Below are 23,551 nucleotides of genomic sequence, written 5' to 3'. Positions count from 1 at the left end.
GAAAGCGCGAGTAGGGCGAGCGCGAATGGGACGATGGCACCCACAAGGGGTGCCGCTACAAATACGTACCCGTGAATCATGTAGCGGCAGCCCTTGTGGCTGCCATTTTTTTGTTGCACCTTGCCTATATATTTTTGTAGCACCCCGTTTTTGTAGCACCCCGCCTATATATCAGAGGTGCATATCGCCCGCTCGCCCAGAAAATCCAGCAACAGCCTGACGGCCGGCACCAGGCCGCGGCGGGATGCAAAAGCAGCATGCAAGATGCCGGGCGGCAAGCTCCAGCCCGACAGCACCGTCACCAGGCGCCCGTCGGCCAGTTCTTCGCGACACATGTAGCTGGGCAGTACGCCCACGCCGGTTCCGGCCAGGATGGCATATTTCAGGCTCAGCAAATCGTCGGCCACATAACGCGGCTGGTGCCGGAAGACCCGTTCCTTCCCATCGGGCGCAAGCATTCGCCATACCGACCGGCCGTCGGCCGCCGACATGGCGACCGTATCGAACCGGCCCAGATCCTCCGGCGTCAGAGGATGCCCCTGACGCTGCAATTGCACCGGGCTGATGACGATCACGGCTTGCGACACCCCGAGGTGCTTGACGACCAGACTTCCGCTGTCCTCAAGGGTTGCGCGCACTCGCAAGGCAATGTCCACGCCTTCATCAACCAGATCGACTACCCGATTACTGACCTCCATAATTACCTGCACCTGAGGATGGCGCGCCATGAATTCCGGTAAAACCTGGCCGACCCAGGACTGCGCCAAGGTTACCGGGCAACTTAACCGGACAATCCCGCGCGGCTCGCTCCGCGTCTGCGCAATGATGGCCACCGCTGAATCGGCTTCTTCGCATACGGCGACACAATGACGCAGATATATTTCGCCCACCGCCGTTAGCGACAACTTGCGCGTAGTCCGCTGCAAAAGACGCACGCCCAGATCCGTCTCGAGCTTGGCCACGCGACGCGACAAACGCGATTTCGGCAGCCCCAGCGACCGCCCTGCCGCCGCAAACCCGCCACGAGTCACCACCTCGGCAAAATACCGCATGTCATTCAGATCTTGCATGCTCGGCTCCAATTAGATCAATAAATAGAACAATCTATTGTAATTTCGCTATCTTATCAGTGAATCGATACTTATCCATAATGTATTCCATCGCCGGACACTCGGCTTCCCAGATACGGAAAAATCATGAAACTGCTACATATCGATTCAAGCGTAAACGGCGCCAACTCTGTCTCGCGCCAATTAACCGAACACATTGTCGAACTATGGAGTGCCAGCCATCCCGATATCGAAATCGATTATCTGGACTTGGCCTCGGCTGCTCCCAGCCATCTGTCGGCAGAATCCATGAGCTTCAGGCTGCCGCCCACCGCCACCGAGTTGAGCGAAGTGCAAAAGCGCGAAAACATTCTTTCCGAAGCGCTGGTCGCACAGTTTCTGGCCGCCGATGTAGTCGTCGTGGGCGCGCCGCTGTACAACTTTTCCATACCCAGCCAACTCAAAGCCTGGATAGACCGCATCGCCCAGGTCGGCCGCACCTTCAAATACACCGAAAGCGGGCCCGTAGGGCTGGCCACCGGCAAAACGGTGATCGTGGCCTCCAGCCGCGGCGGGATCTATTCCACGAGCGAGGCCAGCCGCGCCATGGAGCATCAGGAAAGCTATCTGCAGATCATATTCGGCTTCTTCGGCATTACCGACGTGCGTTTCGTACGCGCCGAGGGTCTTAATATGGGGGTCGATATCCGCGCTCGCGCCATCGCCGCGGCGCAGGAAGAAATCAGGAATCTGGATACGGCCATGCGCGAAAGCGATGCCCTGATTGCGGCCTGATCGGTAATGGGTGCCGCCATTCTGTTTTTGTAGCGGCAGCCCTTGTGGCTGCCATCGCCGCCGGCAATCCAGGCGGCGTTTTGCATCGATGACAGGCACAAGGCCTGTCGCTACAGGGTGGCAACAACCTGTCAGATCGGCCGCCAACACCCCGTCAGGTCAGATTGTCCGCCGCCCAGCGCTCGCACTCCAATGCAAGGCGCATCATGGTCTGAACAATCTGCACCTCGGTGCTGCCGGCCGCGCGCTGGGCTGCGCCAAAGGCTGCCAGGCTTTCATCGGTTGGGAACCAGTCTTTTTCCGGCTGGATTTCAAGGCCGTCGACGTGCTTGATGTGGCCGTTGGGCAAGATATACCATGTATTCATAAGATTGAAAGAGCCCTTGTTTTATCGAAAAAGGCACACCCTGCCGGCCTGATACCTGTATCAACCATTGCAAGTAAACAACGATGATGTGGCACCCACAAGGGGTGCCGCTACATTCAGCGGTGCCGTCACACTCGGGGGTACCGCCATATTCGCCGTCGCGATCCGTGTCAACGATTGCAAGTAAACAACAATTCCTTGCATAACCGCGTGCCAAGGCGGATTAAAATACGTATTCAACGAATTCGATTGGGTTGTTGCCGCTTCAATACGATAATGCCATATCTGAACGCCGGATAGGCATTGCACCGTCGGGTTCAGTAACCTTATTACTTTATGTAAGGGCGGCACATTCGCCTTCTGCCTCAAAACACCGCTACTACATGTCCCACTCTTATGTTTTGCATGGCTTGCAACAGCCGGAATTGCTGCGTCTCACTACACTGGCTGATCTGTTCGAGGCAACGGCGAAACGCTTTCCCCAAAAAACCGCACTGATTTTCGGCGAGCACAGCTTAAGCTATGCCGAGCTGAACGCCTTGGCCGACCGCGCCGCCCACAGGCTGATCGAGGCCGGCGCACGCGCCGGGCATATTATTGGCCTATGGCTGCCGCGCGGCATCGATTTGCTGGTGATGCAATTGGCCATCGCCAAAACCGGCGCCGCCTGGCTGCCTTTTGATGCGGACACTCCGGTTGAGCGCATCGCCGTATGCCTTGATGACGCCGAGGCGTTTGCGCTTGTCAGCTGTGCAAGTTTGCAAACGCAGCTAAGCAGTCTGGGCACTCCCGTGCATGTCGCCGAGCACCTGCTGGCCTCGCTTGAAAACCCCGCAGCGCCCTTGCGGCGGCGCATCGGCACACACCCCTACGACACCGCTTACGTGATCTACACGTCCGGGTCGACCGGCAAGCCCAAAGGCATTGCCATCAGCCAGGGCAGCATCTGCCATTTTCTGCAAAGCGAAAACGCCGTGCTCGGCGTGCGCGACAGCGACCGCGTGTATCAAGGGTTTTCGGTTGCCTTCGACATGTCGTTCGAAGAAATCTGGATCAGCTACCTGGCAGGCGCCGCATTGTGGATTGCTCCCAAGGAAATTGCTTCCGATCCCGAGGCCCTGCCCCGTGCACTCGATCGGCAGCATATTACCGTGCTGCATGCCGTGCCGACCCTGCTGGCGCTCTTCACCGAGGACGTGCCCAGTTTGCGCATCATCAATCTGGGCGGCGAAATGTGCCCTGAATCGCTGGTGCGGCGCTGGGCGCTGCCCGGACGCCAGATGTTCAATACCTACGGCCCGACTGAGGCCACGGTGTCGGCCAGCCTCGCGCAACTGAACCCAGGCGAGCCAGTGACCATAGGTCAGCCGCTGCCTAATTACGGCTTGCTGGTGGTCGCCACCGACGAACCCGGCGTGGACGGCCAGGTACTGCGCATTTTGCCGCACGGCGAAACCGGCGAGCTATGCATCACCGGACCGGGCGTGGCCGCAGGCTACCTGGGCCGGCCTGAGCTGACCCGCGAAAAATTCCTGCCCAACCCATGGAGCACGGGCGAACACGACCAGCGGCTTTACCGCACCGGCGACCTGGCCCGCATCGACGCCAATCGTCAAGTGCATTGCCTGGGTCGGGCCGACGACCAGATCAAGATTCGCGGCTTTCGAGTCGAACTGGGTGAAATCGAGGCTGTCCTGGCCCAGCAACCCGGCATCGGCACGGCGGCCGTGGTGTTGCGCCAGGATCAAGGCATCGATCAACTGATCGCCTTCTGGGTCGCAGGCAACGGCCAAAGCGCCGCGTCCGATGCAGCGCCGAATGCCGAGGCCGCCTCTTCAGACGCCGTTGAATCCGCCAATACCTCTACGGCCGAGCTACCCGTTCCCTTGGGCGATGGCACCCACGAGGGGTGCCGCTACAAAAATACGGCCGAGCTGCGCACGGCGCTGGGCTTGCGCCTGCCGCCTTATATGGTGCCGGCGCGCTTCGAGCGCCTGACGGAGATGCCCAGGCTGGCCTCGGGAAAAATCGACCGCAAAGCGCTCAAGGCAATGCCGCTGGCTGTCCGCGGGCCCGCCGAAGGCTCCGATGCTGCGCAAGGCCCGGCCGAAGTCGCCCTGTTTGCCGCCCTGGAAACACTTTTTCCAGGCCAAGCCATACGGCGCGAACTGGACTTTTTCAGCGACCTGGGCGGCCATTCCCTCTTTGCGGCGCGGCTGGCGTCGGCGCTGCGCGCCGACCCGCGTTTTGCCCAGGTCACCGTACGCGACATCTATCAAAACCGCCAGATCGGCGCGCTGTCCCAGGCATTGGCCGGCGCCATGGCGCGGCAAGCCAGCGACACCGCGGCGGGCCACGTTGAACGCACCGCGCACCCCACGCGCATCATGCACTCGCGCTGGCGCCGCTGGCGCTGCGGCGTAGCGCAGGCCTTTACCGTGCCGTTCCTGGTGACGTTCAAAATGGCGCAGTGGCTGATTCCATTTTTCTGCTATCAGTATCTAACGGGCGACCCCGGCGACTCGATCAAGTTCGCGGTCATCGTATCCATAGGCGCTTATTTGCTGGCCACCATAGTCGAATTCATTCTGGCCTGCGCCGCCAAGTGGTTGATACTGGGCCGCCTGAAACCCGGGCGCTACCCCCTCTGGGGCGTCACCTACTTCCGCTGGTGGCTGACCGACCGCATCCTGGAAGCGGCGCCGCTATACATGCTGAACGGCTCGTCTTTATACGTCTATTGGCTGCGGGCTCTGGGTGCAAAAATCGGCAACAACGTACTGATAGGCTCGACCACTTTGCGCGTCCCCGACCTGCTCACCATCGGCGATGGCGTGAGCATAGGCAACGGCGTCAACCTGGAAAACGCTCGTGTGCAAAATGGCGAATTGATTCTGGGTGCCATCACGATCGAAGACGAAGCGTCGCTAGGCTCTTATGTCGTGATGGAAGGCAATACCCACGTGGCCGAATGGGGCCATGTGCAGGGGCAGTCGGCCTTGCGCGATGGCACGCGCGTGCCGACCAGGCGTATCTGGGGCGGGTCTCCGGCGACCGATCACGGCGAGTTCGATCCCGCCAGCCTGCCGCCCAGGCCCATCGAATCACGGTCTCGCATCGCAGGCAAGAACGTCTATTACGTACTGGGCGCCCTGCTGATCAGCATCCTGTTTTTCGTCCCCCTGTTTCCGACCTTCATGCTGGTGGACTATCTGGACATCGACAACCTGTCGGTGGGGGCGCTGGCCAGATCCGGCTTCGCCAACGATTACGATGTGTTCGCGCTGCGCCTGATCAAGTATTTTCTGCTTGCGCTTCCCGCCAGCGTTGTCATGGTTGTCCTGACCGCCCTGGTCGCCGCCGGCATACGCTGGGCCCTGCTGCCTAAACTCAAGCCCGGCCGCTACCCGGTAAACGGCAATGTCTATCTGTACAAATGGCTGGTGAATCAGATCCAGGAGTCCAGCCTGCAGGTGTTGCATGGCGTTTATGCCACCGTGTTTTCCTCCACCTGGTACCGGCTGTTGGGCGCCAAGGTGGGCCGGGACGCAGAAATCTCAACCGCGCTGGGCGTTGTGCCCGACATGCTGTCCCTGGGTGACGAAACCTTTATTGCCGACGCCGTCATGCTGGGCGACGAACACATAGACGGCGGCTGGATGACGGTCCAGCCTACGGTGATTGCACGACGCAGTTTCGTGGGCAACGGCACCTATATACCCGACGGCACCAATCTGCCCGAAAACGTGCTCATCGGCGTGTTATCGAGCCTACCGCGCGACACCCCCGTACGCAACGGCGATACCTGGCTCGGATCGCCGCCCCTTAATCTGCCCGCTCGCGAAACGGTCCAGGGCTTCCCCGAAGAGCTCACTTACCACCCATCGCAATCACGGCGCTGGCAGCGCGGCCTGGTCGAAACCTTCCGCATCGTCGCGCCCCACTCGCTGGTGATCGCGGCCGGTTATGCCATTGTGCTCGATGTCGTGCCTATTGCAGGCGCCGGCCACTGGCTCCAAGCCACCTGGGAACTGGCCGTATCGGGCCTGCTGTTCGGCCTGGCGACGTTTCTGTTCGTCGCCTTTTTCAAGTGGGTTCTGCTGGGGCGCTACAAGCGCTGCGCCGTGCCCATGTGGACGCCCTTCGTCTGGCTATCCGAAGCCACCACCAATATGTATGAAGGCATAGCGGTGCCCAACTTCCTGCGGTACTTGCGCGGCACGCCGTTTTTGCCCAAGGCGCTCAACCTGTTGGGCGCCCACATTGGGCGCGGCGTCTACCTGGACACCACCGACATGACCGAATTCGACTGTGTGTATATCGGCGATTACAGCGAACTCAACGCCCTGTGCTGCCCCCAAACTCATTTGTTCGAGGATCGGGTCATGAAAATCGACGACGTACGCATCGGCGCGCGCGCCTATATGGGGCCGCGCAGTACGGTTCTATATAGCGCCATCGTGGCCGACGACGTGCACCTGGGTCCGCTGACACTGGTCATGAAGGGCGAAAACATACCCGCCGGCACGGCCTGGCACGGCTGCCCCGCCATGCCCCAGTCCGATCCCCCCTGCTACACTTGATCTCCTTTTATGCGGGCAACCCCACTGTGTCGACCTCCTCTTTCTCCACTCTCGCCCTAACGCCCGCTGAACTCGACAACCTCGAGCAACTGGGCTATCGCGATATGACGCCGATTCAGGCGCAAAGCCTGCCCCTGATTCTCGCGGGCCAGGATCTGATCGCCCAGGCCAAGACGGGCAGCGGCAAAACGGCCGCCTTCGGGCTGGGCGTCCTGCACAAGATCAATCCCGCCGACTTTGCCACTCAGGCGTTGGTGCTGTGTCCGACACGCGAACTGGCCGACCAGGTGGCCAACGAATTGCGCCGCCTGGCACGCTCGACCAGCAATGTGAAAATCCTGACAGTGTGCGGGGGCACGCCTATCCGGCCGCAAATCGAATCGCTCGCCCGCGGCGCGCATGTCATTGTCGGCACACCCGGCCGGCTGCTGGACCACATCGAACGAGCAAGCATCGACTTGTCGACCATTCATACCCTGGTGCTCGACGAAGCCGATCGCATGGTCGATATGGGTTTTTACGACGATATCGTCACGGTCGTGGACGCCTGCGCATCCACCCGGCAAACCCTGCTGTTTTCAGCGACCTACCCCGCCGACATCCGCCGTGCGAGCGCGCGATTCCTCAAGAAGCCGGCCGAAGTCAAGGTCGAATCCCTGCACGATGCCAGCGAGATCGAACAACATTTTTACGAAATCCAGCCCGACAGCCGCAACGCCGCCGTCACCCAGCTGCTTGAGCATTTCAGGCCGGTCTCGACCCTGGCCTTCTGCAATACCAAAGCACAATGCGAAACACTGGCCACCGAATTGCGCGCCCGCGGGTTCAGCGCCCTGGCTCTGCACGGCGACCTCGACCAGCGAGAACGCGAAGACGTGCTGGTGCAGTTTGCGAACCAGAGTTGCTCGGTGCTCATTGCCACCGATGTCGCCGCGCGCGGTCTGGACATCCAGACCCTGGAGGCGGTGATCAATGTCGATGTGACTCCAGACGCCGAGATGCACATCCACCGCATCGGCCGCACCGGCCGCGGCAACGAAAAGGGCCTGGCGCTAAGCCTGTGCGCACCGCAGGAAATGCGCTGGGCCAACCTGATCGAGCAATACCAGGGCGCGCCACTCGTGTGGTCCAACCTGGCAGCGCTAAAACCCGCGCCTGGCGGCCGTTTGCGCGCGCCCATGGTCACGTTGTGCATTCAAGGCGGCAAAAAGGACAAGCTGCGCCCGGGCGACCTGTTGGGAGCGCTTACCGGCGACGCTGGCCTGACAGCCACACAAGTGGGTAAAATAAACATCTTGCAGTTCGTCAGCTTCGTGGCGCTGGATCGGCATATCGCCAAAGAGGCCTACGCGAAGTTAAGCAACAGCAATATCAAGGGTCGGCGCTTCAGAATGCGTTTCATGCCAGGTAATTAGGCACGGTACAACTCGCAGGAACACCAGAGGTTCATAAAACGTGATTGCACTTCGGCCAACGCGTAAGCAAATTTACCCAATATTAAGAAAAATTGTCCGAACCCTCATCGGACTGCTTTTCCTGACCGCTACTTACATAGGCGCCGCGGCGAGCGTACACGCACAGAAACCGGCGCCCGCACCGGTCGCTGCACCGGCCCTCACAGCACCCACATCCGGCCAACAACCTAAACCAGCAATCGCCCCGGCCGATACCGAGGCCATTGCCCTGACAAAAAAAATAATTATCGACGACCTGACGCGTTGGGTAAACGGCGATCATTCCAAATTGGCGTCGTTTCACAAATTCATGTTTCACTACGATGTCAGCGTCAATGCCGATCAACTGGCCAAGGCGTATCAGAATAGCGAAGCCGAAGGCGACGACAAGTACAAAAACAGAATATTGCGTATCGGCGGACCCGTCTCGCGCACAGGCCCGAACAACGCCGCCCCCTACTTGATACTGGGCAATGCAGCCTCGGCCATAACCGTTAAAGCGATGTTGAGTCGCAGCGAATCAAGCAAAGCACCCACACTGGCCAAAGACGGCCGGGCCAGCCTGATCTGCAAAGAAGAAGGCATCAAATCGGGAGTCATCAGGCTCGACCAGTGCCTCACCCTTGATACCGCCTTGCTGGCTACCAAACAAAGAGAAGACAAATGGCTGAACGACTTCTTCGCTATTGACGTAGTGCCCTCGGAAAACCCCGGCACCTCGCTAGTGGGGCAACTCTACGTCAAAATCGAAGCCGTCCGCAAAGACTCGGAATGCCACGAACATTGGACCCCGAATTGCAGCGTCAAGCTGGAACATCAAAAATTCGACGCCACTCTGGCGCAACGCTATCGGGATCTGGCCGCGGCTCTGACTTGGAAGTAGCATACAGATGCTCGGCTCCCACGAGCTTGGCAATGAGGAGCGAGCTAGAGCATTTTTGGTCAAACGGTACACGGTGCGGGATGTTCGGCTGGACGCGTTTTGGTATTTGAAAACGCCGTCTATGGAGGCCGGGGCGGGGCATGCCCGGAATTCACTTGCCGGCAGCCTGCCTCTGACGTAGCCCGTAGCCTGCCTCTATCACGTTGCCCGTGACCTCACTCGATCAAACACCCGCCGACCCCCATATATCCTCGGTGCATGTCACCAGCGCAGCCGCAGGGCGAGGGGTGGGTACCGTCCGGTCATTCGGCCAGCGCCGGGTGCTGACGAAGGGAAGGCGGGGGGTGTCGGCGGGCGCTGTCTGAACGCAGCCGCGCCAGCGGCGGAGAGAGTTCGCCCGACGCCCGCCTGGACGAGGCAGACCCGGGCAGTCGGGGCGCGTAGCGCCACGACCGCTGGACGGACCGGACGGTATCCACCCCTCGCCCTGCGGCGTCTTAACAGAATGACCTCCCACCCAAAAACAGCTCAAAAAAACAGCTCAAAAAAACAGCGACACGAAACGCGTTCAGTTCCGTAAAACACTTCAACCGAAAATGCCCTAGACACCCTCTGCGTCAATGGTCGCAACAGTTTGACCCTCCGCAACGGGATCGCCTTCTTTGACAAGGAGACGAACAACACGGCCCGAAACGGCACTTAATACAGGGATTTCCATTTTCATGGAGTCGATAATCATGATCGACTCATCTTCGTCAATTTCCGCTCCCTCCTGAACCTCAATCTTCCATACCTTTCCAGAAACGTCCGATGTAATTTCCTTATGTGCCATTTTATTTCTCCCGTTGTAACGTCGTATTGATGAAGCGAGGCCATGAGCAGCTACCTTGCGCTTTTAGAAACCGGGCCTGCCACTTCCATTCCCAGCCCGGTATGCACATGGCCAGAGCGAAATTGCTCGCTCCGGAGCACCCGCTGCACGAACGGAATGTTGTGCTTAATACCTTCGATAACCGTTGCGTCAAGGGCCGCCAACATACGGTCGATTGCATTGTCACGATTGTGTCCATGCGCGATGACCTTGACAATCAGGGGGTCGTAATGCGAGGTTATTTCATCCCCTTCCGAGTAACCGGTTTCCGTACGAATTTCCAACCCAGGCGCAAGCCTGAATGTCTTGAGAATTCCTGGGGACGGATAAAACCGTACCGGGTCTTCCGCGTAAATACGTGCCTCAATTGCGTGGCCATTGTTCGGGATGGCCGCCGGCAGAACGCTATCGAGCCTTTCGCCAGCGGCCAGCCGGATTTGGGCGACGACCAAATCAATACCTGTAATTTCTTCCGTCACTGCGTGCTCCACTTGAAGCCGCGTATTCATTTCCAGAAACCGGAAGTCCGTACCCTTCTCGTAAAGTGTTTCAACCGTTCCAATCACATCATAAGGAAGCTTGCCGAGGACCTTTACGATATCGTTCGCGGCCTTCTCTACCGTGGTACGAGAAATCAAAGGCGCCGGGGATTCTTCAATAACCTTTTGATAACGACGCTGAACGGAACAATCGCGCTCAAATAAATGCCGGATATTGCCATATCGATCAGCGAGTACCTGAAACTCAATGTGGCGTGGCTTTAACATCAGGTTCTCAAGGTATAGCTCTGTGCTGCAAAAACTTCTTTCTGCCAATGAACGTGCTTTTTCTATAGCCTTGATTAATTCAGACTCATCACGCGCGCCTACCATCCCAATACCTCCCCCTCCCGCCGCGGGCTTTACAAGCACGGGGTAACCCAGAATCCGTGCCGCCTCAAGCGCTGCATCGGTTCGCCCGTCCAGCAACCCGGAGCTCGGCGCCATTGACAACCCGTGGCGAGACATCAGATCGCGCGCTCTTGTTTTGTGCCCCATGGCCTCGATCCACTTGGGGCTTGGGCCAATAAAGCGAGCGCCAGCAGCGTTGACACGTTGTGCAAATTCAGCACTTTCCGACAAAAACCCATAGCCCGGGTGAACACCATCCGCCCCAGATCGGCTCAAAACCTGCATCAATACTTCCTGATTCAGGTAACTGGCCTTTGGCTCAGACGCACCAATAGAGTATGTTTCATCCGCATCGGCGAGATATCGAAGGCCGGCATCGGCCTCGGAATATACAGCGACACTCCGAATACCCAGCACGCGAAGCGCGCGAAGAACGCGCGCCGCGACGGCGCCGCGATTTGCAACGAGAACTTTGTTGAACATGATATTGCCCAATGACACTTCACAACTACTTCGGCTTTCTGAGGTCGGCGTCCACAAGGTCCGGTAAATCTTTCGCAACGTGCTGCCACATTGTCAATTCGCCGCGGACTTTCGCCCTGAGTTCGGCCGGCGGCATGGAAACCGCTTCACTTCCGGCAACAAGAAGTTTCTTTGAAAAATCCTTGTCAGAGGTAACTTTTTTTGTGGCTTGGGCAAGCCGAGCCTGTATCGAAGCCGGGGTATTGGCCGGCGCAAACACAACATACTGAATGCTGATATCGTAATTCACGCCAATTTCCGACAAGCTAGGTACGGACGCAAGCGCCGGGCTGCGTTTCAAAGACGTGACTCCCAGCGCCTTGAGCTTTCCGCTTTGAATGAACGGCAGCAGTACGGGTAGTGCCGCATACACCATATTGACCTGGCCGGCAATCGCGTCAGTTGTGGCCGCGGCTCCTCCTTTATAAGGAACGTGCAGCAACTTCATGCCCGCACGTGAATTCATCAACTCCACAAAAGTGCGCAAGGACGCACTGGATATCGTGTATTTGCCAGGTGCCGATTTTGCCGCGGCAATGAGTTCTTTCATCGTTGAAAATTTTGTCTTGGGGTTGGCCGCAACGACAAACGGTGTGTTCGCAACCAGACCGACCGGGGTCAGTCCCGTCAACGCATCAAAGGGCGGCATAGGGCCGAAAACCGAATTCCAGATGTAGGCGCCATCGCTAAAGAGTAGCGTGTAGCCGTCTGGAGTCGACCTCGCGACTACGTCGCTGCCAATATTGGTCGAAGCGCCAGGCCGATTGTCCACGACAACAGGTTGGCCCGTCTGCTCGGAGAGCTTCTTGGCATACAAGCGAGCGACAAAATCCGTACTGCCTCCTGGCGAATAGGGAACAACGAGGTGAATTAATCGCGTGGGATAATCCTGTGCGATAGCAGGGCTTAGGCTGGTAACTATCGTGATAACGACAATCCCTGCAAGGCGGCTGAAGTACTTGTTCATAAGTCTCCTTTGTTTAATTTTTCGCCTACAGAACCATATCGATTCTGCTTAAAATGGCAATGTCTCTTTGGCGATGTTTTTTGCTTCGGAATACGCACTACGCTGTTGAATCGGCTCGGGCTTTAGCCGTTGCCGCTTGATATGAAATTCTTCGAAACGGGCCAATGCGCCCAAAGCATGACTGGCCATGGTGAAATTTTCGAACACAGGGATACCTGCTGCCACCGCGCGCTCGGTCTGCAAGCGCCGCGCCGCATCGGTCTCGGGGTTGCCATCCGAGCGCAAGACCATCACTAAGCCCGTGCCATTACGTGCTGACCGGCCATGTGCTATGCACGCATCGACGATATGCTCTACTGTGCGCCTGTCGCGATAGCTCAATAACACGGGTAAATTCAGATGAACTACGATCATATCAATCCCGCCATCCTCGCATAAGGCATCCAGAATCTCACTGGCCACTCGGCCTTCTGTACGATCAAAGACGTTGGCCGGCAAATCGATGGGATTATTGTCGCTTGCGCCGTCAGGCAAGTTCAGTGCATGCAATCGCGCTTTAGTGTCGGCTGCGAATGTCGCCAATGAAAAACCTTTTTGAGCGAAGCGGTCGGTTGCCACGACACTGGCCCCGCCCCCATTTCCAAAAAGGGCGAGGTCACGTGTTGGGCGCTCCAAATTCGGCGTCATGGTTTGGAATAGCAGCAAAACCTCGATCAGCTCCTCCACCGTGTCCACTAAAAGACAGCCCGTTTGCGACGCTACGGCTTGCCACGCACGAAGGTCTCCGGCCAATGAGCCTGTGTGTGATGCGGCTGCCTGTTGACCCTGCGACGTCCACCCACCTTTGAGCAGCACGACCGGCTTCCTGGCTGCGGCCGCATTCAAGAGATCGAAGAAACGTCTTCCATCCTTAATATCCTCCAGATAGAGCCCAATCACTCGAGTCAAGTCGTCGGAAAGAAAATGTTCCAATAAGTCGTTCGGCCCCAGATCGATGCTATTGCCGACCGTTACCACCGAACTAAAACGCAGACCACGTGCCTGTCCGCAACGCACGAGGTCAATACCAAATCCGCCACTTTGCGAAATGATACCGACATGCCCTTCCGGGTTTTGGATCTTCTGCGTTTCCGTGAAGGTTACGCGCCCACGAGGCGTATATATTCCAAGACAGTTCGGGCCCAGAACGCGCATGCCCCCAGCCTTGATGGCCGCAGCCAATTCAGCATCACTTTCGGCGCCGTTGCTTCCCTCACCGAACCCGCTCGTCATGATTTGCGCAAATCGCACTTTTCCGGCGCCCTTTCTCAATAGCCCAGGCACAGCATGCCGCGGCGCCGCAACGTAGGCATAGTCGATTTCGCACGGAACATCGCTGAAATTCCGATAGGCGCGCCTGCCGCCGATTTCGGTCATACTCGGGTGGATCGGATAAATTTCCCCCATAAATCCAAGCATCTCGATATTGCGAATAAAGCGGTTTCCTGCGCCTCGACCTGAAGCCGACACGCCCGCCACGGCAATAGTTTTGGGCACAAACAAGGGTTGAAAATTTACGGACCGTGGCCCTGGCGGTGCATGCGCGCGGCGACGGCCGGTTGCAAAAGTGATCCGGGCATCTACCGCGATGGCGCCACTTTCACTCACAATCAAGGGATTGATGTCGAGTTCCTGAATGTCATCGGCAAGCACCATCAAAACACCGCCGACGCCCCCGACTTTGACAAGGGCGTCGACCAGAGCCTCCTCGTTGGCGACCACACCGCCACGCGCACCTTGCAGAACAGGAAATGCAAGCAACTCTTTAAGCATGGTTCGCGCTTCGTTCTCATCGATGGGACACACGCGAAATGTCACATCGGAAAAAATCTCAACAAAAATGCCGCCGAGGCCCACCATCACCATGGGCCCGAACTGAGGATCGATATAGCCGCCAACAACGAGCTCGTGGCCCGGAGGTGCCATTTCTTCAACCAGAAACCCTTCAACCAAGGCCGGATCAGCACGCCAGCCTTCACGAATCCCGCATGCCGCCTTCTGTACGGCATCGGCATCGTCCAACCCAAGCCGCACACCACCCAGGTCGCTCTTGTGCAAGGCATTCGACGACAATACCTTGACCACATAAGGAGGCGATAAGTCACTACAGGCAAGCGCCGCCGCAACAGGATCCACCGCCGTCCTGGTTCGAGGAACGGTCAGGCCAAAGGACGAGAGCAAGGCCTTCGCCGCATACTCATCCAAAGCAGTCTGCCCAAGTTTTCTGCACTGCTCGACGTAGGCCAGCACGCCACTCACACCGGTATTCTCAGCAGCGATCACTTGCAACTCCATGAAACTATTGTTCAACGAGTACTTCCCCTAGTCGGTCGCTAATAACTCGTCGGCCAGATGGAGAGCGTGTGTTTCCCTACAAAACCCTCGCCACAGTGAACCTTGAGTAGATTTTTCAACATTTTGCGTGTATCCCGCGGATCGATGACCGCGTGAGCTTCATACAGGGCAGCGAGCGACCATGCAGACGAATCCCGTTCGAGATCGGCAAGCAAAGCGTCGAATCGGGCGGGGTCTTCCTCCCGCTTCAGCTTGTGCAGCATGTGCACACCCAGCGTCGGATCAACAAATCCCAGATCCGCCGTAGGCCACGCCAAGACTTCATGGGAGTTTTTACCTCCGCCCATATTCAGGTAGGCCTGGCCATAGCTTTTGCGCATGATTACCGAAATCTTCGGCACGCTTACTAGGCTAATCGCATTCATCCAGTTCATGATGCGTCCTGGAGCCCAACGTTTCTCACTGTCCATCCCAATCAGAAATCCCGGCTGGTCAACCAGAAAAACAAGAGGTATGTTGTACGAATCACACAACACCATAAAGCTCGTTGCCTTACGCATGGCGTCGATATCGATGGCGCCGCCCTTGAACTTAGGGTTGTTCGCTATGATCCCTACGGAATATCCGTCGATCCTTGTCAACCCGGTAGTGATTGACTTGCCGAATCGCGCCTTCAATTCAAAAAAACTGTCGCGATCGCTAATCGATTGAATGATTCCGCGTACGTCGTATACCTTGTTGCGACTTTCAGGAAGCACCTCCAGTATGGCTTCCCCCGTTTCGTCGGTGCCTTGCGGCACGGCGCAACGAGGGGGCCTCTGGCCTGCATGACTCGGCAAGTAGCCAAGAAACTTGCGAATCATTTCAAGCGCTTGCTCATCCGTATCCACCGCAACATCGACCAGCCCGGTTACTTCGGTGTGCAAGCGCCAGCCACCCAACTCTTCCGCATCAACCTCCTGGTTGATCGCTATCGATGTGACACGGCTGCTGGCCACGGCCATGGTCGCGCCTTTGCGCATCACGGCGAAATCCGACATACAGCTATACCAGGTCGATGAGCCATAGCAATTACCCAGCAGCGCGGATACCCAGGGAGTCTTTCGACTACGCAGGTATTCGACCGCATCCTGGCCAAGCATGGCTCTGCCCGCCGCGCCCATCCGGTCGGGCATACGCGCACCCGCCGATTCGCCCAGAAAAACGAGCGGCATACCCCGTTCAGTGGCAATCTCTCGGATATGCCGAATTTTTTTGCCATTAATGGCGCTGCTGGTCGCCCCCACCACCGTAAAGTCGTTTGATACGACGCCGACCGGCCGTCCATCGATGGCGCCATAACCCGCAATTTTTGCATCGGCCGGTGTCTTACCTTTCGTTTCCGGGTGGATGCCGCGCGCGAACATGCCGGACTCGACGAAACTCCCCGCATCGAGCAAAACATCCAAACGCTCACGCGCATTCAACTGCCCCGATCGGCGCCGGCTTGCCAGCTTCGCCTCACCGCCCATAGCGAGAGCCTCAGCGGTATGACTCTTGAGTTCGTCCAACTGCACACCAAACTTCATCACCTGCCTCCGTAAAAGGCAAGTGTCAGATACAAGATACTATGCGGTCAAACACAGAATTAGCATCACAATATGCGTTAGCATCATAGATTCAAATCCTGGACCGACTTGGAAAGCTTCACATAGGAAAAGAGATGGCGCTCAGAATCAACCTAAAGCAGATCAGCGCATTCCGATCCGTAATGATTTCCGGATCGACAAGCGCGGCGGCTGAATTGCTTAACGTCTCGCAATCGGCCGTCAGCCGATTGATACAGAATCTTGAGGCACAGACTGCTTTTCAACTTTTCCTCCGTCAAAACGGAAGGCTTTATCCGACGCCGGAAGCGGAGGCTTTGCTAAAGGAAGTCGAGCAAGCCTATAGCCGGCTGGATCATCTGGATAACGTGATGCGCAGCCCTCGGCTGCTAGAGAGCAAACACCTGCGCCTCATCGTCTCGACCCCGTTTGCACAATGGTTTTTACCGGCGGCGCTGGCTCAGTTCCAAAGACAGCGCCCCGATATTCGAGTATCAATCAAGATTGTAGTCAGGCGCGACATGGCAAAGTGGCTTGAAGAGCAAAAATTCGACGTTGCCCTGATTACATTTCCGGTTGACTACCCGGCCGCGCATTCGCGCAAGCTGCCCAGCCTGAATGGCGTCTGCATATTGCCACTGAGCCATCCACTAGCACAGGCATCCGTCGTGCATGCCAAGGACCTCGCAAGCCAACTATTCATCTCGATCATTCCGGACACTGTCCTGAGGATGAAGGTAGACCAGGTTTTCAATCAACTTTCCATCCAGAGATCTCTCATGATCGAAACACAATCGGGGGCATCGATCTGTAGCTTGGTCGCAGAAGGCCTGGGCGTGTCAGTGGTCGACCCCATTACCGTTGGGAATCCAATTGGGAAAAAATTTGCAGTGAAGGCGTTCCACCCAACCATTAAATTCGACTTTGGAATCCTGCTTCCCATTCAACGGCCGGTTTCTGAACATGCAGATAAATTTATCAGCATAGTGCGGGAGCAGGCGTTCGCCCTGGAACAACTGTGCAATGCGCTATAACAAGGCAAATCACCGGAGAGTTACCCGAGCGGGCGTTCGACCGCAAACCACCGCAATCCACAAATTATCCACTCAATGGTAATTTAGTCAGCCCCACCCTGCGAAAATCTCGCGATACCGCGCCTGAACCACGGCCCGGCCGTAGCGTTTCTCAAGACGCCTGACAATAAAGTGACCACGCGCCATATCCTGAAAATGGTCAATAAAGACATAATTCACGCCGCCCCCCATCACGGCGCCCAACACAGGGATGGCCTGCGCCAATACCTTGTCGGCCACTTGGCTGGAAAAGCGCGCGGCCACTTTTTCGACAAAGCGACCCACCAATGGCACAGCCGCTGCCTTGCCGGCAAGCTCGCCCGCCTTGGCTGCGGCAATATAATCGGCCGCCGCGGCCAAGGCCTGGCTAAGCGCCGTTCTGACCATGAAATAGGCCGATTCGGCCGCATCATCGTCTTTTGACCGGCCGCCCAGCGCAAAAACCTCAATGCAGGCCAGGCGGCTTTCGGCGCCGGACAAGTCCTCTCCTTCGCTGCGGGCAATATCGGCAATCGAGCGCAGTATCACCGCGGTCGATACCGGCAATTCCACCGCCAGGCCGGGCAACCCGAAAACACCGCCCGCGGCACCCGCCAAAGTCGCAGCGATTTTGTGCGAAGAGTCCCAGGAGGCCTTTTGCACCTTCTGCGCATCCATCGTAAAAATGGCCACATCCGCGACCCTGAGCAGCGACCTCTTCGTGTATTCGGCAATTTTGCGTTGCCAGTTGTGCGGCAGGCGGTCTATCCCCAAAGTCAAAGGCTTACCCACATAATTGGCAATTTTTATGCCCACGCCCGGCTCTTCCAGCAAGCGGACGGCTTTGCGTAAATCGGCCATTTCCTGGGTGGTGAACGTACTCATGACGTCAGTGTAATCCCGGCATTCCTTTTCAAGCATCCGTATCTTTTCGGAGCAGCCCATCCGATGCAAGGTCATTTTTGACTTTCAGAATGTTGGCACCCACAAGGGGTGCCGCTACAAAAACACGCCCAATGCCGCTAAAAAATTTCGTCGGAAACACTTGATTTTTCCAATTGTGCTTATTAATATAACTTTATGAACAATGAATCATCCGTACTGCACAAAAGCCGCATGCCGCTGTATTTGCAGGTTGCGAAACTCATGCGGCAAAAGATTGAAAGCCAGCAATGGCGTTTCGGCGAACAAATACCAACGCTGGACGAGCTCGAAAAAGAATACAAAGTTTCGCGCATTACCTTGCGCGGCGCCCTGAATCAATTGGAGCAATTTGGTGTCGTGCGACGCACGCGCGGGCTGGGTACGTTTGTGGCAAAGGACTTGTCGGAAGAACGCTGGTTCAAGTTGGCGAACAATCTGGACGAACTGGTTGAAAAGGTGGTGGACCTCAAAATACGGCTGCTTCATATCGACCAGACCGAGTGTTCGTTGGCACCCGCATTTCAATTCGGCGAAATCGGCGCCGCCTACCGCCGGCTCAAGCGCGTGCATTATCACGAAGGCGTTCCCTATTGCCTGATCGAGATATATCTGGACAAGGCTATTTTCGACTCTGACCCCGAGGCATTCAGCAATGCGCCTGTCGTACCTCAATTGGCGAAGCGGCGTGATGTGCAGATCGGCGGCGCAAAACAGATTCTGCGAATCACCGTTACGGATGAGGATACGGCATCTCACCTGAATATCGGAGTCGGCGATCCCATCGCAGACGTTTGCCGCACCATTCTGGATGAAAACAACCGAATCATTTATTACGCCCACATTCAATACCCAACCCAGATGATTCAGGTAGAAACCGATTTGATGCAAGGCATGCCCCGCCATCAAAAGAAACGCCCATCCAAGAAAGAACAAATCATTCTGGATAAACCGGACACATGAAAATGTGCCGAGAAAAACCGAGACAGAACAATCCTTGATTCGGAGATTTACGTGGCAGGACGCAAAGAAACAAACGCAATCGCGCATATCTGCTGGGCGGTTTTCCCCTTTCTGTGCCTGATTCTTTTCTGGATATTCTTGCGAGCCTCGGGCCTGATGAATCCCTCTTTACTGCCTTCTCCGTTAGAGGTCATGCAGACTTTCTGGATTCAGTTGACCAAGGGCGACCTACTCATAAACATCATAATGTCGGTACAGCGAGTCCTGTTCGGACTGTTGCTTGGCATGCTGCTCGCGGTGCCCGTTGGATTCCTGATCGGCTGGTACAGGCCGGTGCGCCGCTTTGTAGACCCATTGATCAATTTTTTCCGAGCATTGCCGCCCATTGCACTGATCCCGTTGGTGATCGTCTATCTTGGCATCGGCGAGCTGGCCAAGATCGTGATCCTGTTCTATGCCTCGTTTTTTTCCGCCGTTATCGTCATGTACGAAGGCATGACACAAATCAGTCCCGTTTACATACGGGTGGCGCGGGCACTGGGGGCCAGTGATCTGGAAATCTTCATCAAAGTGATGGTGCCCATGACTGTCCCTCACATGCTGACTGCGCTGCGAGTTGCGCTAGGAGTGGCCTGGGCCACGCTGGTGGCGGCCGAGCTGGTCGCCGCGCAACAAGGATTGGGTGCGATGATCCAGAACGCCTCTGCCTTCTTTGATCTGCGTACCATCTATCTCGGAATCATTTGCATCGGAATACTGGCGTTGCTGATGGATGTCGCATTGCGCCATCTATCGAAGCGGCTCGTCAGTTGGCAAGACAAAGCGGAGGCCTGATCCATGGAATCAAAAGAGCGCATACGTTTCGATAATGTATCCATGCAGTACCAAACCCCCGGTGGATTGCTGGAAGTCGTCAAACAGATGTCATTTTCGGTGAACCAGGGGGATTTCATTTCCTTGGTCGGCCCGTCGGGTTGCGGCAAGACGACGCTGCTGAACATGGCCGCGGGTTTTCTCAAGCCGAGCAGCGGCGTCGTAACGCTTGACGGCACGCCGATCGAAGGCCCAGGGCCAGACCGTGGCGTCATGTTCCAGGAGTATGGCGTATTCCCTTGGTTAACCGTCGAACAAAACATCGCCTTCGGACTGAATCTGAAGGCCAACGGCGGGCGCAGTACACAGGAAAAGCAAGCGATCATCGACCGTTATCTGGAACTGATGGGGCTCTCGAGCTTTCGCAGGGCTTATCCCAAAACCCTGTCCGGCGGCATGCGCCAGCGCCTGGCACTGGCGCGCACCTACGCCGTGCATCCGGAATTCGTGCTGATGGACGAACCGTTTGGCGCGCTAGACGCTCAAACGCGCAGCGCCATGCACGATCTGCTGCTGGAGGTACTGCATGCGGAAGGCAAAACTGTCTTGCTCATCACTCACTCGGTTGAGGAAGCCGTGTACCTTTCCAACAAGGTTCTGGTCATTTCCGCCCGACCCTCGCGCATACAGGAAGTAATCGATATCCCATTTCCCTATCCGCGTGCCCACTCCCTGCAGGAAACACCCGAATTCAACACGCTGCGCTCCCGCATACACAATTTGGTCATGCGGGAATATGCAGCGCAAGAAGCCCAGGCAGCAACAAAAATGGCAGGCTAGCCATCACGATATTTCTCAAAACAACGGAGATAAAACCATGAAACGCCGTACTTTTATTCAGCTTGCCGCAGCCACTGCGGCGGTACCTTCGATCGCATTTTCCAAGACAAAAAAAGTGAAGCTCGGATACCTGCACACCTTGGCGGTTGACGGCCAGATGTGGCTGGCCGACTCGCAAGGTTTGTGGAAGAAGGAAGGCCTGGATATGGAATTCATCCAGTTCCAGACCGGACTTGAACTGTTCCAGGCCATGAGCGGCGGCAGCATCGACGTGCTGAGCACAGGCGCCGTCATGTCGAATTTTCCGGCTCGAGGTCAAGGCAAGGTATTCCTGATCAATGACATCGAATTCGCCACCGCACAACTATGGGTGCATCCCGACATGGGCATCCACGACTGGGCCGATTTAAAAGGCAAGAAAATCTCTACCACGGCCGGGACCACCGCCCATGTGTTCCTGGACACTGCGCTACGTGCCCATGGGATTGATCCCAAGAAAGACGTGCAGCTCGTCAACCAGCGTATGCCCGATGCGGTCACTGCTTTCATTTCCAAAGCCGTACCGGCTGTAGCGCTGTGGGTGCCCTTCAATATTCCGATCCGCAACAAATCGCCTGGTGCAAAAATGCTGGGCGACGCATCAGCCTACTACCCCAAGGCAGCGATTGTCGACGGCTGGGCTGCGCGCAACGACTTCTACGACAAGGAGAAGGACGTGCTCGAGCGCATCATTCGCGCCTGGGTCAGCGCTAACGACTATTTCGTCGCCAATCCGGACAAGGCTCTGATCCAGCTCCAGGCCAAGCACTATCCCAATGTTCCTTTGGCCGATCTCAAGGAACAATTCCATGCGCAAAAAATGTTCACGTCAAAAGAGTGGGCCAAACTTTATGCAGACGGCACAGTCACGAAATGGCTACAGAAGGTGACCGACTTTTTCGTGGACTTCGCGCATATTTCGGATGCTGTACCGGCCTCGCAATACTTTGATCCAAAACTCTATCTCAAGGTAATGAAGTCATGAATTCCGGGCAAAACGGGAACGAGCCCGCCTACGATTACATCATCGTCGGTGCGGGCTCGGCAGGCTGTGTGCTAGCCAACCGATTATCTGAAAATCCCTCGGTCAAGGTGTTGCTGATCGAAGCAGGCAAACCCAACCGGAACTTCTGGCTGCACCTTCCTGTGGGGTATTTCAAGACCATCTACGATCAACGATTTTCCCGGCTCTTCGATACCGAGCCCTGCGAAGGCTCGGCGGGCCGCAACATCATCTGGCCCCGCGGCCGGGTGCTGGGCGGCTCGAGCTCCATCAACGGCCTGCTCTACATCCGGGGACAGCACCAGGATTACGACAACTGGGCGAATCTCGGCGCAAGCGGGTGGGAATATCGCTCGGTGTTGCCGTTTTTCAAACGTTCCGAAGGCTACGAGCACGGCGAAAACGACTACCATGGCGGCCGCGGCGAACTGGGCGTCTCGGATCTGAAGAACGATCATATCTACTGCAACGCGTGGGTCCAAGCCGGCCAGCAGTTCGGACTGCCGCTGAACAGCGACTTCAACGCGGCGACCGATTATGGTGTTGGAGCCTATCAGCTCACCATCAGGAATGGCTGGCGCTCCAGCTCGGCCGTAGCCTTTCTGCGGCCGGCACAACACCGGGCCAATCTCACTGTGCTGACACAGGCGCACCTGTACCGCGTCCTATTCGATGGCACAACAGCGACAGGTGTCGAATGGGGCCAGAACGGTGAAACCCGCCGGGCCCGTGCCGAGCGCGAGGTGATCCTTTCCGCCGGCACAATTCAGTCGCCGCAGTTATTGCAGCTGTCAGGCATAGGCCCGGCAGCCCTTCTGGAAGAGCACGGCATCAAGGTGGTCGTCGATGCCCCCGAGGTTGGAGAAAACCTGAAAGACCATTATCAGGCACGCACCATCGTCCGGCTGAAGAAAAAACTATCGCTTAATAACGATGTGCGTAATCCGCTCAAGCTGGCGGAAATGGGACTGGAATGGATGTTCAAACGGTCTGGCCCACTGACCGTCGGCGCCGGGCAGGTCGGCGGATTCGCCAAAACCGAATACGCGCGGCAGGATCGCGCCGATATGCAGTTCAACGTCATGCCCCTGTCCGTCGACAAACCCGGCACGCCGCTGCATGACTACCCGGGATTCACCGCGTCAGCCTGCCAATGCCGCCCCGCCTCGCGTGGACGACTGCAGATCCGCTCGGCAGACCCGTTGGCTCCTCCGCGTATCGAAACCCGCTACCTGAGCGAAGAGATCGACCGCAGCACCCTTGCGGCCGGCGTAGAGATGCTGCGCGAAATATATTCCCAACCCGCGTTTCGCGAACTGATCGACGGCGAGGTGCTTCCCGGATCACACCGCAAGACGCGCAGCGACCTCGTCAATTTCGCGCGCGAAGCGGGCGGAACGGTATTTCATCCCGTAGGCACCTGCCGGATGGGTTCGGACAGGGACGCAGTGGTCGACCCAACATTGAAGGTACGCGGCGTACAGCGGCTGCGCGTGATCGACGCTTCCATAATGCCCGAAATCGTGTCGGCCAACACCAATGCCGCATCCATCATGATCGGTGAAAAAGGCGCTGATCTGATTCTCACCAGCCCATAGCAAATAGCCTATAAGGGCACG

At 57.0% G+C, this 23,551-nt stretch carries 18 protein-coding genes; 10 read left to right on the top strand and 8 right to left on the bottom strand.

Features of this window, described 5'->3' with window-relative positions:
• Positions 1 to 164: 164 nt before the first annotated feature.
• Entirely contained in the window at positions 165 to 1,070 is a 906-nt protein-coding gene (locus tag EDC26_RS09090; protein ID WP_165930970.1) for a LysR family transcriptional regulator, read from the bottom strand.
• Between the two features lie 126 nt (positions 1,071 to 1,196).
• Here EDC26_RS09090 and EDC26_RS09085 point away from each other — a divergent pair, with 126 nt between their 5' ends.
• The gene (locus EDC26_RS09085; RefSeq protein WP_132581721.1) at positions 1,197 to 1,844 is read left to right on the top strand and encodes an FMN-dependent NADH-azoreductase; all 648 of its coding nucleotides are present in this window, start codon (positions 1,197 to 1,199) and stop codon (positions 1,842 to 1,844) included.
• 154 nt (positions 1,845 to 1,998) lie between these two features.
• Here EDC26_RS09085 and EDC26_RS09080 read toward each other — a convergent pair whose 3' ends face one another.
• Positions 1,999 to 2,211 (bottom strand): hypothetical protein, encoded by a 213-nt coding sequence (locus EDC26_RS09080; protein ID WP_132581719.1) that lies wholly within the window; start codon positions 2,209 to 2,211, stop codon positions 1,999 to 2,001.
• 383 nt (positions 2,212 to 2,594) lie between these two features.
• Between EDC26_RS09080 and EDC26_RS09075 the strand changes: the two genes are divergently transcribed.
• From EDC26_RS09075 to EDC26_RS09065, 3 genes are read left to right on the top strand one after another with little or no spacing between them, the layout of a single operon-like run.
• Positions 2,595 to 6,794 carry a Pls/PosA family non-ribosomal peptide synthetase gene (locus EDC26_RS09075; protein WP_132581717.1) on the top strand — a complete coding sequence of 1,400 codons (4,200 nt, stop codon included), beginning with the start codon at positions 2,595 to 2,597 and terminating at the stop codon, positions 6,792 to 6,794.
• A gap of 26 nt (positions 6,795 to 6,820) precedes the next feature.
• Positions 6,821 to 8,209, top strand: coding sequence for an ATP-dependent RNA helicase DbpA (gene dbpA, locus EDC26_RS09070; protein ID WP_132581715.1), 1,389 nt, complete (start codon positions 6,821 to 6,823; stop codon positions 8,207 to 8,209).
• Between the two features lie 40 nt (positions 8,210 to 8,249).
• Positions 8,250 to 9,131 (top strand): OB-fold protein, encoded by an 882-nt coding sequence (locus EDC26_RS09065; RefSeq protein WP_132581713.1) that lies wholly within the window; start codon positions 8,250 to 8,252, stop codon positions 9,129 to 9,131.
• 601 nt (positions 9,132 to 9,732) lie between these two features.
• On the opposite strand, the gene EDC26_RS09060 is transcribed toward EDC26_RS09065, so the two are convergent.
• The 5 genes from EDC26_RS09060 to EDC26_RS09040 are packed head-to-tail and all read right to left on the bottom strand — an operon-like array spanning position 9,733 to position 16,283.
• On the bottom strand, positions 9,733 to 9,963 hold the full coding sequence (locus EDC26_RS09060; RefSeq protein ID WP_132581711.1) for an acyl-CoA carboxylase biotin carboxyl carrier protein subunit: 231 nt from the start codon (positions 9,961 to 9,963) through the stop codon (positions 9,733 to 9,735).
• A 50-nt stretch (positions 9,964 to 10,013) separates the two neighbouring features.
• On the bottom strand, positions 10,014 to 11,375 hold the full coding sequence (locus EDC26_RS09055) for an acetyl-CoA carboxylase biotin carboxylase subunit (protein WP_132581709.1): 1,362 nt from the start codon (positions 11,373 to 11,375) through the stop codon (positions 10,014 to 10,016).
• A 25-nt stretch (positions 11,376 to 11,400) separates the two neighbouring features.
• Positions 11,401 to 12,381: a Bug family tripartite tricarboxylate transporter substrate binding protein gene (locus EDC26_RS09050; RefSeq protein ID WP_132581707.1), complete on the bottom strand. Its 981-nt coding sequence runs from the start codon at positions 12,379 to 12,381 to the stop codon at positions 11,401 to 11,403.
• A gap of 48 nt (positions 12,382 to 12,429) precedes the next feature.
• Positions 12,430 to 14,703, bottom strand: coding sequence for an acetate--CoA ligase family protein (locus tag EDC26_RS09045; RefSeq protein ID WP_165930969.1), 2,274 nt, complete (start codon positions 14,701 to 14,703; stop codon positions 12,430 to 12,432).
• A 50-nt stretch (positions 14,704 to 14,753) separates the two neighbouring features.
• The gene (locus EDC26_RS09040) at positions 14,754 to 16,283 is read right to left on the bottom strand and encodes an acyl-CoA carboxylase subunit beta (RefSeq protein WP_132581703.1); all 1,530 of its coding nucleotides are present in this window, start codon (positions 16,281 to 16,283) and stop codon (positions 14,754 to 14,756) included.
• A gap of 134 nt (positions 16,284 to 16,417) precedes the next feature.
• Between EDC26_RS09040 and EDC26_RS09035 the strand changes: the two genes are divergently transcribed.
• Positions 16,418 to 17,335: a LysR substrate-binding domain-containing protein gene (locus EDC26_RS09035; protein WP_132581701.1), complete on the top strand. Its 918-nt coding sequence runs from the start codon at positions 16,418 to 16,420 to the stop codon at positions 17,333 to 17,335.
• 87 nt (positions 17,336 to 17,422) lie between these two features.
• Here EDC26_RS09035 and EDC26_RS09030 read toward each other — a convergent pair whose 3' ends face one another.
• Positions 17,423 to 18,238: an EcsC family protein gene (locus tag EDC26_RS09030; RefSeq protein ID WP_132581699.1), complete on the bottom strand. Its 816-nt coding sequence runs from the start codon at positions 18,236 to 18,238 to the stop codon at positions 17,423 to 17,425.
• A 195-nt stretch (positions 18,239 to 18,433) separates the two neighbouring features.
• Here EDC26_RS09030 and EDC26_RS09025 point away from each other — a divergent pair, with 195 nt between their 5' ends.
• From EDC26_RS09025 to EDC26_RS09005, 5 genes are read left to right on the top strand one after another with little or no spacing between them, the layout of a single operon-like run.
• Positions 18,434 to 19,237 (top strand): GntR family transcriptional regulator, encoded by an 804-nt coding sequence (locus tag EDC26_RS09025; RefSeq protein ID WP_132581697.1) that lies wholly within the window; start codon positions 18,434 to 18,436, stop codon positions 19,235 to 19,237.
• Positions 19,238 to 19,288: 51 nt separating this feature from the next.
• Complete coding sequence (locus tag EDC26_RS09020; RefSeq protein WP_243700847.1) at positions 19,289 to 20,071, top strand: ABC transporter permease; 783 nt, start codon at positions 19,289 to 19,291, stop codon at positions 20,069 to 20,071.
• Positions 20,072 to 20,074: 3 nt separating this feature from the next.
• On the top strand, positions 20,075 to 20,890 hold the full coding sequence (locus tag EDC26_RS09015; RefSeq protein WP_132581695.1) for an ABC transporter ATP-binding protein: 816 nt from the start codon (positions 20,075 to 20,077) through the stop codon (positions 20,888 to 20,890).
• Positions 20,891 to 20,927: 37 nt separating this feature from the next.
• Positions 20,928 to 21,914 carry an ABC transporter substrate-binding protein gene (locus EDC26_RS09010; protein WP_132581693.1) on the top strand — a complete coding sequence of 329 codons (987 nt, stop codon included), beginning with the start codon at positions 20,928 to 20,930 and terminating at the stop codon, positions 21,912 to 21,914.
• Entirely contained in the window at positions 21,911 to 23,530 is a 1,620-nt protein-coding gene (locus EDC26_RS09005) for a GMC family oxidoreductase (RefSeq protein ID WP_132581691.1), read from the top strand. The genes EDC26_RS09010 and EDC26_RS09005 overlap by 4 nt, the downstream gene beginning before the upstream one ends.
• Positions 23,531 to 23,551 lie beyond the last annotated feature (21 nt).

This window comes from Paralcaligenes ureilyticus, from assembly GCF_004346225.1.
Classification (GTDB): Bacteria; Pseudomonadota; Gammaproteobacteria; order Burkholderiales; family Burkholderiaceae_B; genus Paralcaligenes; species Paralcaligenes ureilyticus.
This window is presented reverse-complemented; position numbering and strand designations above follow the sequence as displayed.

Bases quoted from the DNA above. Each gene is read 5' to 3' on its own strand.
- EDC26_RS09090 (WP_165930970.1), bottom strand. From the start codon at position 1,070: ATGCAAGATCTGAATGACATGCGGTATTTTGCCGAGGTGGTGACTCGT.
- EDC26_RS09085 (WP_132581721.1), top strand. From the start codon at position 1,197: ATGAAACTGCTACATATCGATTCAAGCGTAAACGGCGCCAACTCTGTC.
- EDC26_RS09080 (WP_132581719.1), bottom strand. From the start codon at position 2,211: ATGAATACATGGTATATCTTGCCCAACGGCCACATCAAGCACGTCGAC.
- EDC26_RS09075 (WP_132581717.1), top strand. From the start codon at position 2,595: ATGTCCCACTCTTATGTTTTGCATGGCTTGCAACAGCCGGAATTGCTG.
- EDC26_RS09060 (WP_132581711.1), bottom strand. From the start codon at position 9,963: ATGGCACATAAGGAAATTACATCGGACGTTTCTGGAAAGGTATGGAAG.
- EDC26_RS09055 (WP_132581709.1), bottom strand. From the start codon at position 11,375: ATGTTCAACAAAGTTCTCGTTGCAAATCGCGGCGCCGTCGCGGCGCGC.
- EDC26_RS09050 (WP_132581707.1), bottom strand. From the start codon at position 12,381: ATGAACAAGTACTTCAGCCGCCTTGCAGGGATTGTCGTTATCACGATA.
- EDC26_RS09040 (WP_132581703.1), bottom strand. From the start codon at position 16,283: ATGAAGTTTGGTGTGCAGTTGGACGAACTCAAGAGTCATACCGCTGAG.
- EDC26_RS09035 (WP_132581701.1), top strand. From the start codon at position 16,418: ATGGCGCTCAGAATCAACCTAAAGCAGATCAGCGCATTCCGATCCGTA.
- EDC26_RS09030 (WP_132581699.1), bottom strand. From the start codon at position 18,238: ATGAGTACGTTCACCACCCAGGAAATGGCCGATTTACGCAAAGCCGTC.
- EDC26_RS09025 (WP_132581697.1), top strand. From the start codon at position 18,434: ATGAACAATGAATCATCCGTACTGCACAAAAGCCGCATGCCGCTGTAT.
- EDC26_RS09015 (WP_132581695.1), top strand. From the start codon at position 20,075: ATGGAATCAAAAGAGCGCATACGTTTCGATAATGTATCCATGCAGTAC.
- EDC26_RS09010 (WP_132581693.1), top strand. From the start codon at position 20,928: ATGAAACGCCGTACTTTTATTCAGCTTGCCGCAGCCACTGCGGCGGTA.
- EDC26_RS09005 (WP_132581691.1), top strand. From the start codon at position 21,911: ATGAATTCCGGGCAAAACGGGAACGAGCCCGCCTACGATTACATCATC.